Source organism: Agrobacterium sp. S7/73, assembly GCF_019355535.1.
Taxonomy (GTDB): domain Bacteria; phylum Pseudomonadota; class Alphaproteobacteria; order Rhizobiales; family Rhizobiaceae; genus Agrobacterium; species Agrobacterium tumefaciens.
In genome coordinates this window covers 2,387,753-2,401,883 of sequence record NZ_CP072136.1, presented here as the reverse complement: position 1 = coordinate 2,401,883, position 14,131 = coordinate 2,387,753, and the positions used below count along the sequence as shown (strand labels likewise).

16 protein-coding genes are annotated in these 14,131 nt (G+C 58.5%); 15 read left to right on the top strand and 1 reads right to left on the bottom strand.

What is annotated here, in order from left to right; all coding sequences use genetic code 11:
* Positions 1-11: 11 nt before the first annotated feature.
* The 13 genes from flaF to folD all read left to right on the top strand — a co-directional run bounded on the left by flaF (position 12) and on the right by folD (position 10,338).
* The gene (gene flaF / locus J5276_RS11880; protein ID WP_003515112.1) at positions 12-356 is read left to right on the top strand and encodes a flagellar biosynthesis regulator FlaF; all 345 of its coding nucleotides are present in this window, start codon (positions 12-14) and stop codon (positions 354-356) included.
* Entirely contained in the window at positions 353-802 is a 450-nt protein-coding gene (gene flbT / locus J5276_RS11875) for a flagellar biosynthesis repressor FlbT (protein ID WP_003515113.1), read from the top strand. The genes flaF and flbT overlap by 4 nt, the downstream gene beginning before the upstream one ends.
* Positions 793-1,263 carry a flagellar hook assembly protein FlgD gene (gene flgD, locus J5276_RS11870; RefSeq protein ID WP_003515114.1) on the top strand — a complete coding sequence of 157 codons (471 nt, stop codon included), beginning with the start codon at positions 793-795 and terminating at the stop codon, positions 1,261-1,263. The genes flbT and flgD overlap by 10 nt, the downstream gene beginning before the upstream one ends.
* Positions 1,264-1,312: 49 nt before the next feature.
* On the top strand, positions 1,313-1,579 hold the full coding sequence (locus tag J5276_RS11865) for a flagellar biosynthetic protein FliQ (protein ID WP_003515115.1): 267 nt from the start codon (positions 1,313-1,315) through the stop codon (positions 1,577-1,579).
* Positions 1,580-1,738: 159 nt separating this feature from the next.
* Positions 1,739-3,826, top strand: coding sequence for a flagellar biosynthesis protein FlhA (gene flhA / locus J5276_RS11860; RefSeq protein WP_003515116.1), 2,088 nt, complete (start codon positions 1,739-1,741; stop codon positions 3,824-3,826).
* Positions 3,823-4,578: a flagellar biosynthetic protein FliR gene (gene fliR / locus J5276_RS11855; RefSeq protein ID WP_003515118.1), complete on the top strand. Its 756-nt coding sequence runs from the start codon at positions 3,823-3,825 to the stop codon at positions 4,576-4,578. Before flhA ends, fliR begins: the two co-directional genes overlap by 4 nt.
* Positions 4,579-4,593: 15 nt before the next feature.
* Entirely contained in the window at positions 4,594-5,013 is a 420-nt protein-coding gene (locus J5276_RS11850) for a hypothetical protein (RefSeq protein WP_003515120.1), read from the top strand.
* Between the two features lie 115 nt (positions 5,014-5,128).
* Positions 5,129-5,686: a rod-binding protein gene (locus J5276_RS11845; protein ID WP_003515121.1), complete on the top strand. Its 558-nt coding sequence runs from the start codon at positions 5,129-5,131 to the stop codon at positions 5,684-5,686.
* Positions 5,687-5,715: 29 nt separating this feature from the next.
* Positions 5,716-6,084 carry a hypothetical protein gene (locus tag J5276_RS11840; protein WP_003515122.1) on the top strand — a complete coding sequence of 123 codons (369 nt, stop codon included), beginning with the start codon at positions 5,716-5,718 and terminating at the stop codon, positions 6,082-6,084.
* A complete protein-coding gene (locus J5276_RS11835) occupies positions 6,084-6,620 on the top strand; it encodes a hypothetical protein (RefSeq protein ID WP_003515123.1) in 537 nt (178 codons plus the stop codon). The genes J5276_RS11840 and J5276_RS11835 overlap by 1 nt, the downstream gene beginning before the upstream one ends.
* 177 nt (positions 6,621-6,797) lie before the next feature.
* Positions 6,798-7,472, top strand: coding sequence for a WecB/TagA/CpsF family glycosyltransferase (locus tag J5276_RS11830; RefSeq protein ID WP_025592490.1), 675 nt, complete (start codon positions 6,798-6,800; stop codon positions 7,470-7,472).
* A 113-nt stretch (positions 7,473-7,585) separates the two neighbouring features.
* Positions 7,586-9,361 carry a hypothetical protein gene (locus J5276_RS11825; RefSeq protein ID WP_112154758.1) on the top strand — a complete coding sequence of 592 codons (1,776 nt, stop codon included), beginning with the start codon at positions 7,586-7,588 and terminating at the stop codon, positions 9,359-9,361.
* Between the two features lie 77 nt (positions 9,362-9,438).
* Complete coding sequence (gene folD / locus J5276_RS11820) at positions 9,439-10,338, top strand: bifunctional methylenetetrahydrofolate dehydrogenase/methenyltetrahydrofolate cyclohydrolase FolD (RefSeq protein ID WP_003515126.1); 900 nt, start codon at positions 9,439-9,441, stop codon at positions 10,336-10,338.
* Positions 10,339-10,347: 9 nt separating this feature from the next.
* Here folD and J5276_RS11815 read toward each other — a convergent pair whose 3' ends face one another.
* On the bottom strand, positions 10,348-11,373 hold the full coding sequence (locus tag J5276_RS11815; protein ID WP_003515127.1) for a LacI family DNA-binding transcriptional regulator: 1,026 nt from the start codon (positions 11,371-11,373) through the stop codon (positions 10,348-10,350).
* Between the two features lie 275 nt (positions 11,374-11,648).
* Between J5276_RS11815 and J5276_RS11810 the strand changes: the two genes are divergently transcribed.
* The gene (locus J5276_RS11810; RefSeq protein ID WP_019564294.1) at positions 11,649-13,010 is read left to right on the top strand and encodes an ABC transporter substrate-binding protein; all 1,362 of its coding nucleotides are present in this window, start codon (positions 11,649-11,651) and stop codon (positions 13,008-13,010) included.
* A gap of 106 nt (positions 13,011-13,116) precedes the next feature.
* Complete coding sequence (locus J5276_RS11805; protein WP_003515131.1) at positions 13,117-14,130, top strand: carbohydrate ABC transporter permease; 1,014 nt, start codon at positions 13,117-13,119, stop codon at positions 14,128-14,130.
* Position 14,131: the final 1 nt, after the last annotated feature.

The window sequence follows — 14,131 nt, the reverse complement described above, 5'->3', positions numbered from 1 at the left end:
AGGATACATGAATGTACCAGTTTTCCTACGCCGAAATCATGGAGGATGGTGTCGCAGACGCGAAGGATCGCGAGCGGCAGGCGTTGACAAAATCGATCGATCTACTGGTGGAGGCAAAGGATTCCTCTTCCCAGCGCCACACGATCGAAGCGCTTTTTTACACTCGACGGGTCTGGATCCGCTTCATTGAGGACCTCAAGCAGCCCGAAAACCAGCTGGCCATGGAACTCAGGGCAAATCTGATTTCGATCGCGATCTGGATTTTGAAAGAGTGCGAACTGATCCGGAAACGTCAGTCGACGAATTTCCAGGGTATAATTGACGTGACAACCATCATCAGGGATGGACTGAAATGAAAAGTACACTTCGAATCTCGCTGAAATCGGGCGAAAAGATTTTCATCAACGGCGCGGTTTTGCGGGTGGATCGCAAGGTGGCCCTCGAATTCCTGAACGACGTCACGTTCCTGCTTGAAAACCACGTCCTGCAGCCGGAGCAGGCGACGACGCCGCTCAGGCAGCTTTATTTCATCGCCCAGATGATCCTCATCAACCCGGAAGGACGCGAACAGTCGACGAACCTGTTCCGTAAATCCGTGAGCATGCTGCTGAATTGCTTCCAGCATGAGGAGATTCTGGCCGAACTCAAGCGTATCGACGGTCTGGTTGCCTCGGGTAAGGCTTTCGAAGCGCTGAAGGCCATTCGTGGCCTGTACCCGACCGAGGAAAAGATCCTCAACAATCAGGAAATGACCCCCGCAACGATCGAGCAGATTCGCAAGGAGATCGCACCATGGCGGTAGATGCAGTCACGTCGGCAGCCTCTAACCCCTGGGCAAATGCCGGGGCGAGCAGCAACGACAAAAGCGCGGCCTCGCTTAACTACGACAGCTTCCTGAAGCTTCTCATCGCCCAGATGAAAAACCAGGATCCGACCAGCCCGATGGATGCCGGCCAGCAGATGTCGCAGCTTGCGAGCTTCTCGCAGGTTGAGCAGACGATCAAGACCAACACCCATCTGAAGAGCATGCTGCAGGCCGAAGCCCTGACGCGCGCTTCCGACCTGGTTGGCAAAACGGTCAAGAGCGCCGACGACAAGGTCACCGGCGTGGTAAAGGAAGTCGAAGTCTATTCGGACGGCGTCGTCGCCATCACAGAAGCTGGTGACAAAGTGCTGCTGCAGGCCGGTGTGACCTTCTCGAACGGTCCGATCGCGACTACACCTGATAGCGGCACCGATTCGGACGTGCCGGCAGGTTCCTGACATTGAAGAGGCGGCATGACGCCGCCTTTCCGGAATAAAGGATGCGACGATGAACGAGGCCGATGCGCTTGATATCATGCAGGCGGCAGTCTGGACGGTTCTCGTCGCGGCCGGTCCCGCCGTTCTCGCGGCCATGATCGTTGGTGTCGCCATCGCCTTCATCCAGGCCCTGACCCAGGTTCAGGAAATGACGCTGACCTTTGTCCCTAAAATCGTAACGATCATGATCGTTCTCGGCGTTGCCGCCCCGTTCGTGGGCGCGCAGATCGCCCTTTTTTCCAATCTCGTCTTTTCGCGGGTTCAGTCGGGCTTCTGACGCCCGTACCGTCTGGATGCCATCCTCGCGCAAGCTTCAGCGACTAGGGATAGGCTGAAGCATCGGGCTGAATTGCGTCAGCGATTTTAGAAAACCGGTGCCGCGGAACCGTGCGGCGGCTTTTCCGTCGCCCTTCTCATGAAGAGACAGGACGATTTTATGGCGCAACCACCAGTCATTTCCTTGCCCAAGGTAAGCCCGAGCATGCGGGATGTCGGTTTCGCATTGGGCATCGTGTCGATCCTCTGCGTGCTGTTCCTGCCCATTCCGGTCGTTCTGGTGGATGTCGGTCTGGCCTTTTCCATAGCACTTTCGGTCCTCATCCTCATGGTGGCGCTCTGGATACAGCGTCCGCTGGATTTCTCGTCTTTTCCAACCGTGCTGCTGATCGCGACCATGATTCGCCTGTCGCTGAACATTGCGACGACGCGTGTCATCCTTTCGCACGGCAACGAGGGGCCGACGGCGGCGGGCGGCGTGATTGCGGGCTTCTCCAGCCTCGTCATGTCCGGCGACTTCGTGATCGGTCTGATCGTCTTTCTGATCCTGATCACCGTCAACTTCATCGTTATCACCAAGGGTGCCACCCGTATCGCCGAAGTCGGCGCGCGCTTTACGCTGGATGCCATTCCCGGCAAGCAGATGTCGATCGATGCGGATTTGTCCGCCGGCATCATCGATGAAAAGGAAGCGCAACGCCGTCGCCGCGAGCTGGAAGAGGAAAGCTCGTTCTTCGGTTCGATGGACGGTGCTTCCAAATTCGTACGCGGCGATGCGATCGCCGGCCTGATCATCACCGCGATCAATATTTTCGGCGGCATCATCATCGGTTACTTCCGCCACGGCATGCCGATCGGCGAGGCTGCCGATGTTTTCGTAAAGCTTTCGGTCGGCGACGGTATCGTTTCGCAGATCCCGGCCCTTATCGTGTCGCTGGCGGCTGGCCTTCTGGTGTCGCGCGGCGGCACCTCCGGATCGACGGATCAGGCCGTCATCAATCAGCTGAGCGGATATCCGCGTGCCTTGATGGTCGCAGCCATGCTGATGGGGCTTCTTGCCGTCATGCCTGGATTGCCCTTCCTGCCCTTCACGCTTTTGGGCGGCATCATGGCCTTCGGCAGCTGGTATATTCCGCGCCAGGTCGAAGCGGAAAGCGCGCAGCGCCGTCAGGAAGAGGAGGACAAGGTTCTCCAGACCAACGAAGCGGAAAAGGACTCCGTCAAGCAGGTCCTCAAGACGTCCGAAATCGAACTTGCCCTCGGCAAGCAGGTTTCGACCCGCCTCCTCGGCGCGCATCAGGAACTGGCTTTCCGTGTCGGCAAGATGCGCAAGAAATTCGCGACCCAATACGGCTTCGTCGTGCCGGAGATCAAGGTCTCCGACGACATCATGATCCCGGAAAAGGCCTACCAGATCCGTGTCCATGGCACGACGATCGCGTCGAGCAATCTGCGCGTTGGCGATGTTCTTGTCGTGACGGGGGCAGGGCGCAAGCCGAGCATTCCGGGCGACGAAATCCGCGAACCCGCCTTCGGCATGCCGGCCGTTTCCATTCTCGAGACATTCACCGAGGATTTGAAGCGCGAAGGTTTCCACCCGATCGACAATGTCTCTGTGGTGCTGACGCATCTGAGCGAAGTCATTCGCAACAATCTGCCGCAATTGCTGTCCTATAAGGACGTCAAGATCCTCATCGACCGGCTGGACCCGGAATACAAGAAGCTTGCCGACGAAATCTGCTCGTCGCACATGTCCTATTCCGGCCTGCAGGCCGTGCTGAAACTGCTGCTCGCCGAGCGTGTGTCGATCCGCAACCTGCATCTCATTCTGGAAGCGGTCGCCGAACTTGCCCCGCATGTGCGCAAGACCGAGCAGATCGTCGAACATGTACGGGTGCGCATGTCGCAGCAGCTCTGCGGCGATCTTGCCGACAATGGCGTATTGCGTGTGCTTCGCCTCGGCAACAAATGGGACATGGTCTTCCATCAGGCGCTCAAGCGCGATCAAAAGGGCGAAATCGTCGAATTCGATATCGATCCCCGCCATCTCGAGGAATTTTCCGAGCAGGCATCGAAAGTTATCCGTGAATTCATGGATCGCGGACTACCCTTTGTCCTTGTCACGTCGCCGGAAACACGGTCCTATGTGCGCATGATCATCGAACGACTCTTTGCGACCCTGCCGGTTCTCTCGCATGTGGAACTGGCCAAGGGGCTGGAGATCAAGATTCTGGGCGCCATTTCATGATAACCGACCCGCAAGGGACAATTATCGCATTGTTCCTTGCAATTTGCCGTATCGGCGCCTGCTTCATGACCATGCCGGGCTTTTCCAGCTCCCGCATCTCGCCGCAGATACGCATTCTCCTGTGCGTTGCGGTGTCCATGGCGCTTCTGCCGGTACTGTGGGATACGATCTATCCGAAAGTCTCCGGCGCAAGCCAGGGCGCCGTTGTCGGCCTCATCTTCACCGAGATCGTCATTGGCGCGATGTACGGGCTGATCGCGCGGTTTTACACGCTCGGCTTCCAGTTCACGGGCGCGCTCATCGGCGCATCCATCGGGCTTAGCGCTCCCGGCGGAGCGGATGCCGTTGAAGACGTGCAGGAAAACCAGATATCGAACTTCATCACCTTCGGTGGGCTCATGGTGCTGTTCATCCTGGATTTCCATCATATCGTCCTGCGGGCGCTGGTCGATTCCTACGCCACGACACCGGTCGGCGCGCTCATCAGCGGCCAGAAGATGCTGATAACCCTGACAGACACGCTGCGCGCCTCCTTTTCCATCATGCTGCGGCTTGCCAGCCCCTTTGTAATTTACGGTCTGATGTTCAACGTTGCGGTCGGCCTCATCAACAAGCTGGCGCCGCAGATACCGGTCTACTTCATATCGACGCCTTTTGTTCTCGCGGGCGGTATTTTCATGCTTTACCTGTCGATCGCGGCCCTCATCCGGCAATTCGTGGATGGTTTCGGCCCGGTCTTCATCGGCTTCTGATCTGGAGAAAACGCCATGGCTTCGGACAAGCGTTCGGCCAAACTCAAGCGCCTGGTAACGGTCCAGCGCCACATGGAGAAAATGGCCGAGGTGGAACTGGCCGACACCACCCGCGTGCGTGCCGAAGTGGCGCAATCCATGGAGAACGTGCTTGAAGCGATGAGTTCCATGGAGCCGGTCCACCAGACGTTCTCCAGGCACTATTCGGATCGTTACGGCCGCCTTGTCGTCAAGGACCGTCAGCTCTCCGGCGTGCAGCAATTGCAGGAAAACAAGGTGCTCAAGGAAAAGACCAAGGCCGACCGGCTGGAGGACAGGATGCACCTCGCGCGCGATCTCGAGGATCGGGAGGCCGACGACAATGCAATCTATGATCTGTTAGAAATCACGAACGCATCCCGGACACCAGCCTCCAGCAAGGTTGGCGATCCATAGTCTGTCCCGTTGTTGCATCGTTGGGCGTCCAGAGAGACGTATTCAGCGGTGTTTCTTGATTGAGCGAACGCCCCGGTTTTAATGCCGCCCGTTCGTCAGCTCGGGAGTTCTGGACGTGGCGATATCGGTTATAAGCGATCTGGTGATGGATGTGGTTCGCGCTGCGGACCCTCAGGAAGTGCAGGTCGCCCAGGAAAAATTGAAGGCGAACAAGGCGGCTTTCGCTGCGACGAGCCTTGCCGATTCGGGCAAGGGCTTTGGCGCTGCCATTGATATGCTTGACAGCGCCACCTCGAAGGCAGGTCTCGGCAATACCAACATCCGCTCTGCCCGTACCGAAGTTCCGGAAACATATCGCAAGTATGAGGCTTCCGTGCTTCAGACCTTCGTTGCCAACATGCTGCCGAAAGACAGCGAGGAGGTCTACGGCAAGGGCAACGCCGGCGAGATCTGGAAAAGCATGATGGCGGAACAGTTTGCCGACACGATCTCCAGAAATGGCGGCGTTGGCATTGCAGAACAGGCCTACAAGGATGCGTTGCGGAAAGCCGAGAGCAAAGGCATTACCGACGTATCCATGAATGACAAAGACCATAATGCTGCAATTCGGATGGTGGCGGAGTTCGAAAGGCAGGTCCTCGGCGTTTCCAATGATAAAACGGACGAGGCTTGAGCATGATAAATCATAACGAGGAGACAAGCATGGACCTTATGTCGAACGACCACCGCATCAAATCCGTTCTCGGCCGTCTTGAAATGATCATCGACAATGAGAATGACAATATCGGTAAGGACCCCCAGTTCGATTTCAAAGTCTCCAATGCCCATAAAAGCCGTTGCCTCTATGAGTTGACGATGTTGTTCCGCGATACGCCCCATGAGGAAATCGCCGCCGGACATCTCGATCAGGTGCAGGGCATCAAGTCCAAGCTCGCGACCAATGCCAGCCGCGTCGAGGCGCATCTGAATGCGGTTCGCGCTGTTGCGGATCTTCTCAAGACCGCGATTCAGGAAGCCGATACGGACGGCACCTATTCCCAGGAACAGTTCATGTACGGCGCAGCCTCCTGATGTTGAAGCTTCTTCTCACCGGCGTCTGGGTTTGCGCCGTCACGCTCGGCGCGGTGTATTTCTCCGTCCAGATGGCGACGGCCCCCTCGTCGGGAGATGAGGCGGGGGCGAAAAAGGCAAGTCTGCAGCTGGTCAAAGGCGAAAGCATCACCATCCCCGTCATCAATGACGGTGGTGTGAACGGTTATTTCCTCAGCCGCATTTCCTTGCGTGTCGACAAGGACAAGATGGCGAAGATCGAACTGCCCGCAACGCAATTGATGACCGACGAACTCTTCACGCTTCTGGCGGGTTCTTCCATGGTCAACATCGCCAATATCTCCACCTTTGACCCTGATGTCTTCAAGCAGCGCATCCGAGAGGGGCTGAACAAGAAACTTGGAGACGAGGTGGTCGGGGACGTACTGATCGAGCAGCTCGATTATCTATCGAAGGCCGATATTCGCGAGCAAAAGGGCAACGGCTCGCCCCGGTCGGTGAAGCTTGTCGAAGGCGAGAAAGTCGACACCGGAAAAGAAGCGGCCCCAAGCCACTGACGGCGGCGCGGTGCAGGCCACCGGTCTGGTTAATCGCCCCTTTCTATTTTCCGGAATATTCGATCGGTTGCCTTCAGGGTAAATTCAACCAGCACCTGTATAAACAGACCCATGAGCTGCCGTCCCGCAAACCATGCGCCGGATTGGCGGCGGTGGATTTGGCATTCGGGGGCTGGCATGAATTTCGCAGCAGATTTTGCGCGGACGGGATCGCAACGGAATATTCACGGACTGCGCGTCTGTGATCTGGACTGGAACGGGGCGCTGGAAATGGTCAGCGGCCAGGCTTCGGCTTGTGATGGCCACACGATGCTCTCGTTTCTTACCATCCAGAATGCCAGGCTATCCCTCAAGGACATTGCTTACAGGCAGATTCTGGAAAGCTGTCTGCTTCTGCCGCAGGGCAGGGGGATGAATGCCGCCGCACGCGCCGAACACGGCAAGCCTCTGCCCGAGACCATCGATGGCGTTGCCTTCGTCATGGCACTTCTGACCTATATGGCGGTGCCGAAACGTATCGGCGTTGCGGGGGATGATGCAGCACAGGTCGGAGAGGTCCTCGCCAAGCTGCGCGCACATGCGCCCTGGCATGATTTCGTCATGCTGAACCGGGATACGTCGGGCGTGAAGGTGGATGTCGTGCTGGCGGGCATGCTTGCGGAAAACCAGGAGAAATGGCTGCATCGCAGCATCAATCGCGATGATGCGCGTCTCGTCATCGCGGTCGGTCCCCTGTTCAAGGTGCTGGCGTCCGAAGTGGCTGGCATGCCCGAAATCTTTCGCAAGCTGCATATGAGCTGGCTTTACAGCCTTTGCGCCGAGCCCTGGCACATCGCGCTCGGCAAGGGCTGAGGCGGGTCGGCAAGGCCCGCGTTAACCATTTGTTTGCCACGATCCTTTAACCTCCCGTAAGGTTTTGAAAGCCGCCTGTTGCGGGCGGCGCCGAGCGTGGCAGACGGCTTCAGATGGTTGATCACAGTCCCGATATGATGGCGACGCGCCCTGATGAGGATGGTGTTGCCGTGCCTGCGTCGCAATTTCGCAAACATTGTCTGCGGCTTCTGACAGCCGGTTGCGTAGCCGCCGCCACCGTTGTGGGGGCTGCACTTCCGCTGCTGCTAATCGATTCCGGTTTTCGCGGATATGTTTCGCAGGCGCATGTCGAGGTTACCCAGGCCGGCTACGATGCACCCGATGCGGCACGCTTTCTTGCCATGGCCCGCCGCACCCTGCTTTCTCCGTCCGGTCTGGACCGTATAACGGGCGACCTCAAATTGAAGCCCGCCGACATGGTCGGCGTTCGCAATCAGGGCGAACTTGGCCTGCTTTTCGACCTTTTGACCGGGGCGGATGCCCGTTCGCTTTCCCCGCGTGAAGCATTGAACGGTGCTGTGGGCGAGGCGATCCGTCTGGAACTGACGCCGGATGAAAACACGCTGATCGTAACCTCGAAGGCAGCGACGCCGGAAACCGCGATGCGGCTTACGGATTATCTTTCGATGCGTGTCATGGCGGATGGCAAGGCCGGCACCATGACGCCCGCCATGCGCGAGACGGAGCGGGCGCGCACCCGGTTGGACGAGGCGGAAGCCGCCTTGAACGGTTTCCAGATGCGCCACGGCGAGACCGTCCTGGCGGAAGTGCAGCAACTCGAGCAGCAATTGCGCGATCTCAATGACAGCCTTGCGGGGACGACCCAGCAGCAGCAGTCGCTTCAGACGGATCTGGCGGTGGCCACCGGCCTCAAGCCGAGTGACGTATTGTCAAAGCCTCTGCCGTCAGGCGCTGCTTTCTCTATGCTTGAGGACATCAGGCAAAGACATGCAAGTGCCAGCATGGCGCTTTCAGGCGTCTCGATCGATTACGGCCCGAAACATCCCCGCCGCATCGCCGCCCAGAATGCCGTAGACGCCGTGCAGGCGCTTGTCGCTCCCGCATTGCGTCAGCTGGTCGATGGCTTGCGCGCCGATGAGAAGCGCGTCGCACAGGAAGTTGCAACCGCGAACGCCGAACGAACGAAACATCTCGACCGCCTGAGCAGCCTTGGCGTCACGCCCGGTGAATTCTCCAGATTGCAGGGTGAACTGGAAACGGCGCGAAATGCCTATCTTGAGGCGAGCGAGCGTCGGGACATGTCCTCATCCACCACAACCGCCGTTGAGACCCGCCTCACCAGGAAGGCCGGACCGGGCGAATTGTCGCGCGACCTCACACAAGCCGCTATGCTGGCAGGCGGTGGCGCGTTGCTCGGCCTGCTGGGCAGCCTGTATCTCCTGAGCTACCGTCGCCATGACGAGGAGGAGGCACTCGTCCTTGATGATGCGCACGTTCTGCCCTCCGAAAAAGCGCCTGAGCAATCGGGGCAGTTTCCCGAGTTCGAGCCGATCGAGCCGGATGTGTTCGATGATCTTGAAGAACTGGCCGCGGATAGCGAATTCGAGCCGGAGGCTGAGTTCGCGGACTATTACGCCGGGGCGGCGAACGATAGCGGATTCGATACCGATGACATTCCGCTGGACGAGCGTGTGCGGCAGGTTCTGATGGGCAACCGCACCGTCAGGAATACCCCCCAGACGACACCGGAGCTGCCGCCCTTGCTCAGTGAAGCCCTTGCCGGGCATTTCGATCACGAGCAGGCCGAAGCCGAGGAATTGGCGGAATTGAGACGCGAGTTGGCGCTCTTGAGGGAGCGCCTCGCCGATTACGCCGAGCATCGCGACGACTACCGCAAAACTGCCTGACGAAGCTGCATTTTTGCTTGCATTCCTGCAAAGTCGGCACCATACGGGGCCAACGTAATCCAGCAGGAGCAGGACGCATGGCAGTTGTGATTGACGGAAAGGCAAAGGCGGCTTCGGTAACGGAGGCGGTCCGCAAATCGGCAGAAACGCTTGAGGCGGAACAGGGTGTGAAGCCCGGTCTGGCGGTTGTCATCGTCGGCAACGATCCGGCCAGCCACGCTTACGTGAATTCCAAAAGCAAGACAGCCAAGCAATGCGGTTTCAATTCCGTTCAGCACACGCTGCCGGAAGAAACAACTCAAGATCAGCTTCTGAAGTTGGTCGGCGAACTGAACGCCGATCCCTCCATCCACGGCATTCTGGTACAGCTTCCTTTGCCGAAACACTTCAATTCCGATGAGATCATCCAGTCGATCCTGCCCGAGAAGGATGTGGATGGCCTGAGCGTGCTGAACGCCGGCAAGCTGGCGACCGGCGATCTCGCAACCGGCCTCATCTCCTGCACGCCAGCCGGCGCCATGCTTCTGGTGCGCAGCATTCACGGCGAAGATCTTTCCGGCCTGAACGCCGTGGTCATCGGCCGCTCCAACCTCTTCGGCAAGCCGATGGGCCAGCTTCTCCTGAATGCCAACGCCACGGTGACGATGGCGCATTCGCGCACCAAGGATCTCGCCACCGTCTGCAAGACGGCCGATATTCTCGTGGCGGCGGTGGGTCGCGCGGCAATGGTGAAGGGCGATTGGGTAAAGCCCGGCGCGACCGTCATCGATGTCGGCATCAACCGCATTCCCGCTCCGGAAAAGGGTGAAGGCAAATCGAAGCTGGTCGGTGACGTCGCCTATGATGAGGCAAGCGCAGTCGCTGCTGCCATCACCCCCGTTCCGGGCGGCGTAGGCCCGATGACGATTGCCATGTTGATGGCCAACACCGTCATCGCCGCCTATCGCGCACTTGGAAAGACCGCACCGAAGTTCTGAAATCGGTAGTTACTCTTTCGGAGCCGGTCCTGTGGAGGCGCGGACGACAAGTTCCGCCTTCCAGAGTTCCTGATGAGGTTCGGTCTGGTTAAGCTTGATCCGGTTGATCAGGCGCTGCCCGACACGCACCCCCGCCGCCCGCAAGGATGAACGGGTGGTGGTGAGCGGCACCGAGAAATTGTCGGGCTTCAACAGCGGCAACACATCGTCATGGGCAATCAGCGAAATATCCTTGCCCGGTTTCAAGCCACGCTGGTTGAGCGAGCGGATCACGCCGAGTGCCAATGCGGTACTCGCGCACACGATGGCGGTTGGTCTTTCCGGCTGTGACAACAGCGCTTCCATGCCGAGATAACCCTCCTCGTCGGTCATGCTGCTGTGTCTTGTATTTTCCGGGCGCAATGTCAGCCCGTTTGCCGTCAGCGCCTTTTCCACCCCGAGACAGCGGCGGAAGGTGAAGTCGTAGCCCTCCGGCCCGTTCAGAAGCCCGATCCGCTTGTGGCCAAGCTGAAGCAGCAGCTGGGTAGCGTCGCGAAATGCGGCCTCATTGTCCACGTCGAGAAAGGGATAATCCTCTTCCACGCCGATGGAGCGGCCATGGACGAGGAAGGGCAGGGAAAGCGATTGCATCATGGCGATGCGGGCGTCGTTCTTCTTCATATAGGCGAGGTAGATGCCATCGACGCTGCCGCTCGCCGCCAGCCCCCGCAGGGCTTCCCGTTCCTTTTCCGGCTCCGTGGGCGTGATGACGAGGTGAAATCCGCTGCGAGCCGCTTCTTCGCCTAGACCACTCAGGAATTCGCCGAAATGCACATCCGAGCGGTGGTGCTCGCCAACCGGCATGACCAGTCCGATGGAGCCGACCTTGCCGGTCGCCAACCGTTGCGCCGCGGCATTCGGGCGATATCCGGTCTTTTCGGCGGCTTCCATGACGCGGCGGCGCGTCTCTGCGCTCACCTCGGGATATCCGTTGAGCGCTCTGCTGACGGTTGTCTGAGAAATCCCCAGCAGTTGCGACAACTGTTTCAGGTTCATGTCTGTTTTTCCTCCATGCGCGCGCATCGGAAATGGCAAAAGCCTCTCCTCTAACTCCCAAAGCGCTTTAGTTTTTTACCAGTCCCTGCCGGTTTTCTCAATCGAAAACGATAGCCGCCTTTCCAAGTAAGTATGACTATTCATACGACAATGCGGCATGTCTAGCGAAAGAGCCTCTTGACTCCTTCTCAATGACAATGAGATGAATAGGCAGCCAAAGCGCTTTGATTTATGGGAGATGCTTTGAGCCTTTTATGTGATGGGAGGTAAATCACATGCAGAAGACCTTTTTGGCGACGGCGGCTTCTATAGTGCTGCTGTCGGGTTCGGCCTTTGCCGCCGATCTGAAATTCGCGCCCGGTCAGGATGCCAAGTTCAACTGGAAAAGCTACGAAGACTTCAAGGCGGCCCATGCCGATCTGAAAGGTCAGACGCTGACGATTTTCGGGCCCTGGCGCGGTGAGGACGAGGCGCTGTTCCAGACGGTGCTGGCCTATTTCTCCGACGCGACCGGCGTGAACGTCCGCTATTCCTCCTCGGAAAACTACGAACAGCAGATCGTCATCGATACGCAGGCGGGTTCTCCGCCCAACATCGCCATCCTGCCGCAGCCCGGTCTTCTGGCCGATCTCGCCGCCAAGGGTTTTCTGGTTCCGCTCGGCGATGAGACCGCAAACTGGGTCAAGGACAATTACGGCGCTGGCCAGTCCTGGGTTGATCTCGGCAGCTACAAGGGCAAGGACGGCAACAAGGCTTACTTTGCATTTCCCTTCAAGGCCGACGTGAAGTCGCTCGTCTGGTACGTGCCTGAGAACTTCGAGGAAGCGGGCTATAAAGTGCCCGAGAGCATGGAAGACCTGTTCAAGCTGACGGACCAGATCGTTGCCGATGGCGGCACACCCTGGTGCATCGGCCTCGGTTCCGGCGGTGCGACCGGCTGGCCGGCAACGGACTGGGTGGAAGACCTGATGCTGCGCACGCAGCCGCTCGACGTCTATCAGAAATGGACGACGAACGAAGTGAAGTTCACCGATCCGGCCGTAGTTGCGGCAATCAATGAATTCGGCAAATTCGCCAAGAACGAAAAATATGTCAGCGGCGGCGTTGCGGCTGTGGCCTCCACCGACTTCCGCGACAGCCCGAAGGGTCTCTTCGACATTCCGCCGAAGTGCTACCTCCACCATCAAGCCTCCTTCGTGCCGTCCTTCTTCCCTGATGGTACCAAGGTCGGAACGGATGTGGATTTCTTCTATATGCCGACCTATGCCGCAAAGCCTGAACTCGGCAAGCCGGTTCTGGGCGCCGGCACGCTCGTCACCATCACCAAGGAAGCGCCCGCCGCCAAGGCTTTCGTCGACTTCCTGAAAACCCCGATCGCCCACGAAGTCTGGATGGCACAGTCCAGCTTCCTGACGCCGTATAAGGGTGTGAATGTCGATACCTATGCCAATGAGCAGATGAAGCGCCAGGGTGAAATCCTCACCTCCGCGACCACCTTCGGCTTTGACGGTTCCGACCTGATGCCGGGCAAGATCGGCGCGGGTGCATTCTGGACCGGCATGATCGATTTCGTCGGCGGCAAGTCGGCCGATCAGGTCGCTGCCGATATCCAGAAGGCCTGGGACGGCCTGAAGTAACCTCAACAGAGCTTGGCCCGGCGGTGATGCCGCCGGGCCTTTGCCAACGGAACGGCCGTCGACCGCATAAAATCAGCGCGGCGCGGAGAGGATCAAGGGAGGGAACATGGCTCAACAACTCGTTTCTGCCATCGGCGTCATGGTGGCCGGCGTTTTTGCCTGCGCTGCCTATTATTGGCTATCCGACAAACTGTTGCAGGTAATCTTTCCCGTCCGCTCGGGAGACGTGTTGCAGGCATCCCGCAACCTCAACCGCCGCGCGTCGGTCAGGCCCTGGCTGTTCATCGGCCCCGCTCTTCTCCTTCTTCTCGTCTATCTGGTCTATCCTGTCATCGCGACGCTCATCCTCTCGTTCTATGACCGGACCGGCGCCGAATTCGTAGGTCTTGCCAATTATCGCTGGGCATTTTTCGATGCCGGCTTCCGGCAATCGATCTTCAACAACATCCTCTGGCTGGCCGTGGTGCCGGCCGCCTGCACCTTCTTCGGCCTCGTTATTGCCGTCATGACCGACCGCATCTGGTGGGGCAACATCGCCAAATCCATCGTCTTCATGCCGATGGCGATCTCCTTCGTCGGTGCCTCCGTCATCTGGAAATTCATTTACGAGTATCGCGCCGAAGGTCAGGTGCAGATCGGCCTCCTCAACGCCGTCGTCGAGTTTTTCGGCGGCAGCCCGGAGGTGTGGATTTCCATGCCCTTCTGGAACAACTTTTTCCTGATGGTCATCCTCATCTGGATTCAGACCGGCTTTGCCATGGTCATCCTGTCGGCAGCGCTGCGCGGCATTCCGGAAGAGACAATCGAAGCGGCCGTCATCGATGGCGCCAATGGCTGGCAGATCTTCTGGAAGATCATGGTCCCGCAAATCTGGGGCACTATCGCCGTCGTCTGGACGACGATCACCATTCTCGTTCTCAAGGTTTTCGACATCGTGCTGACCATGACCAACGGTCAGTGGAACACCATGGTTCTCGCCAACCTCATGTTCGACTGGATGTTCCGCGGCGGTGGTGACAGTGGCCGAAGTGCGGTCATAGCGCTCGTCATCATGGCGGCCGTCACCCCGATCATGGTCTGGAACATCCGCCAGGCGAACCGTGAGATGGAGGGCCGCTGAG

What these genes read in the sequence shown, in the direction of transcription:
- J5276_RS11865 (WP_003515115.1), top strand. Translation starts at nt 1,313, where the DNA reads ATGAACGAGGCCGATGCGCTTGATATCATGCAGGCGGCAGTCTGGACG.
- J5276_RS11835 (WP_003515123.1), top strand. Translation starts at nt 6,084, where the DNA reads ATGTTGAAGCTTCTTCTCACCGGCGTCTGGGTTTGCGCCGTCACGCTC.
- flgD (WP_003515114.1), top strand. Translation starts at nt 793, where the DNA reads ATGGCGGTAGATGCAGTCACGTCGGCAGCCTCTAACCCCTGGGCAAAT.
- J5276_RS11825 (WP_112154758.1), top strand. Translation starts at nt 7,586, where the DNA reads ATGGTTGATCACAGTCCCGATATGATGGCGACGCGCCCTGATGAGGAT.
- flbT (WP_003515113.1), top strand. Translation starts at nt 353, where the DNA reads ATGAAAAGTACACTTCGAATCTCGCTGAAATCGGGCGAAAAGATTTTC.
- flhA (WP_003515116.1), top strand. Translation starts at nt 1,739, where the DNA reads ATGGCGCAACCACCAGTCATTTCCTTGCCCAAGGTAAGCCCGAGCATG.
- folD (WP_003515126.1), top strand. Translation starts at nt 9,439, where the DNA reads ATGGCAGTTGTGATTGACGGAAAGGCAAAGGCGGCTTCGGTAACGGAG.
- J5276_RS11815 (WP_003515127.1), bottom strand. Translation starts at nt 11,373, where the DNA reads ATGAACCTGAAACAGTTGTCGCAACTGCTGGGGATTTCTCAGACAACC.
- J5276_RS11850 (WP_003515120.1), top strand. Translation starts at nt 4,594, where the DNA reads ATGGCTTCGGACAAGCGTTCGGCCAAACTCAAGCGCCTGGTAACGGTC.
- fliR (WP_003515118.1), top strand. Translation starts at nt 3,823, where the DNA reads ATGATAACCGACCCGCAAGGGACAATTATCGCATTGTTCCTTGCAATT.
- J5276_RS11840 (WP_003515122.1), top strand. Translation starts at nt 5,716, where the DNA reads ATGGACCTTATGTCGAACGACCACCGCATCAAATCCGTTCTCGGCCGT.
- J5276_RS11805 (WP_003515131.1), top strand. Translation starts at nt 13,117, where the DNA reads ATGGCTCAACAACTCGTTTCTGCCATCGGCGTCATGGTGGCCGGCGTT.
- J5276_RS11810 (WP_019564294.1), top strand. Translation starts at nt 11,649, where the DNA reads ATGCAGAAGACCTTTTTGGCGACGGCGGCTTCTATAGTGCTGCTGTCG.
- J5276_RS11830 (WP_025592490.1), top strand. Translation starts at nt 6,798, where the DNA reads ATGAATTTCGCAGCAGATTTTGCGCGGACGGGATCGCAACGGAATATT.
- flaF (WP_003515112.1), top strand. Translation starts at nt 12, where the DNA reads ATGTACCAGTTTTCCTACGCCGAAATCATGGAGGATGGTGTCGCAGAC.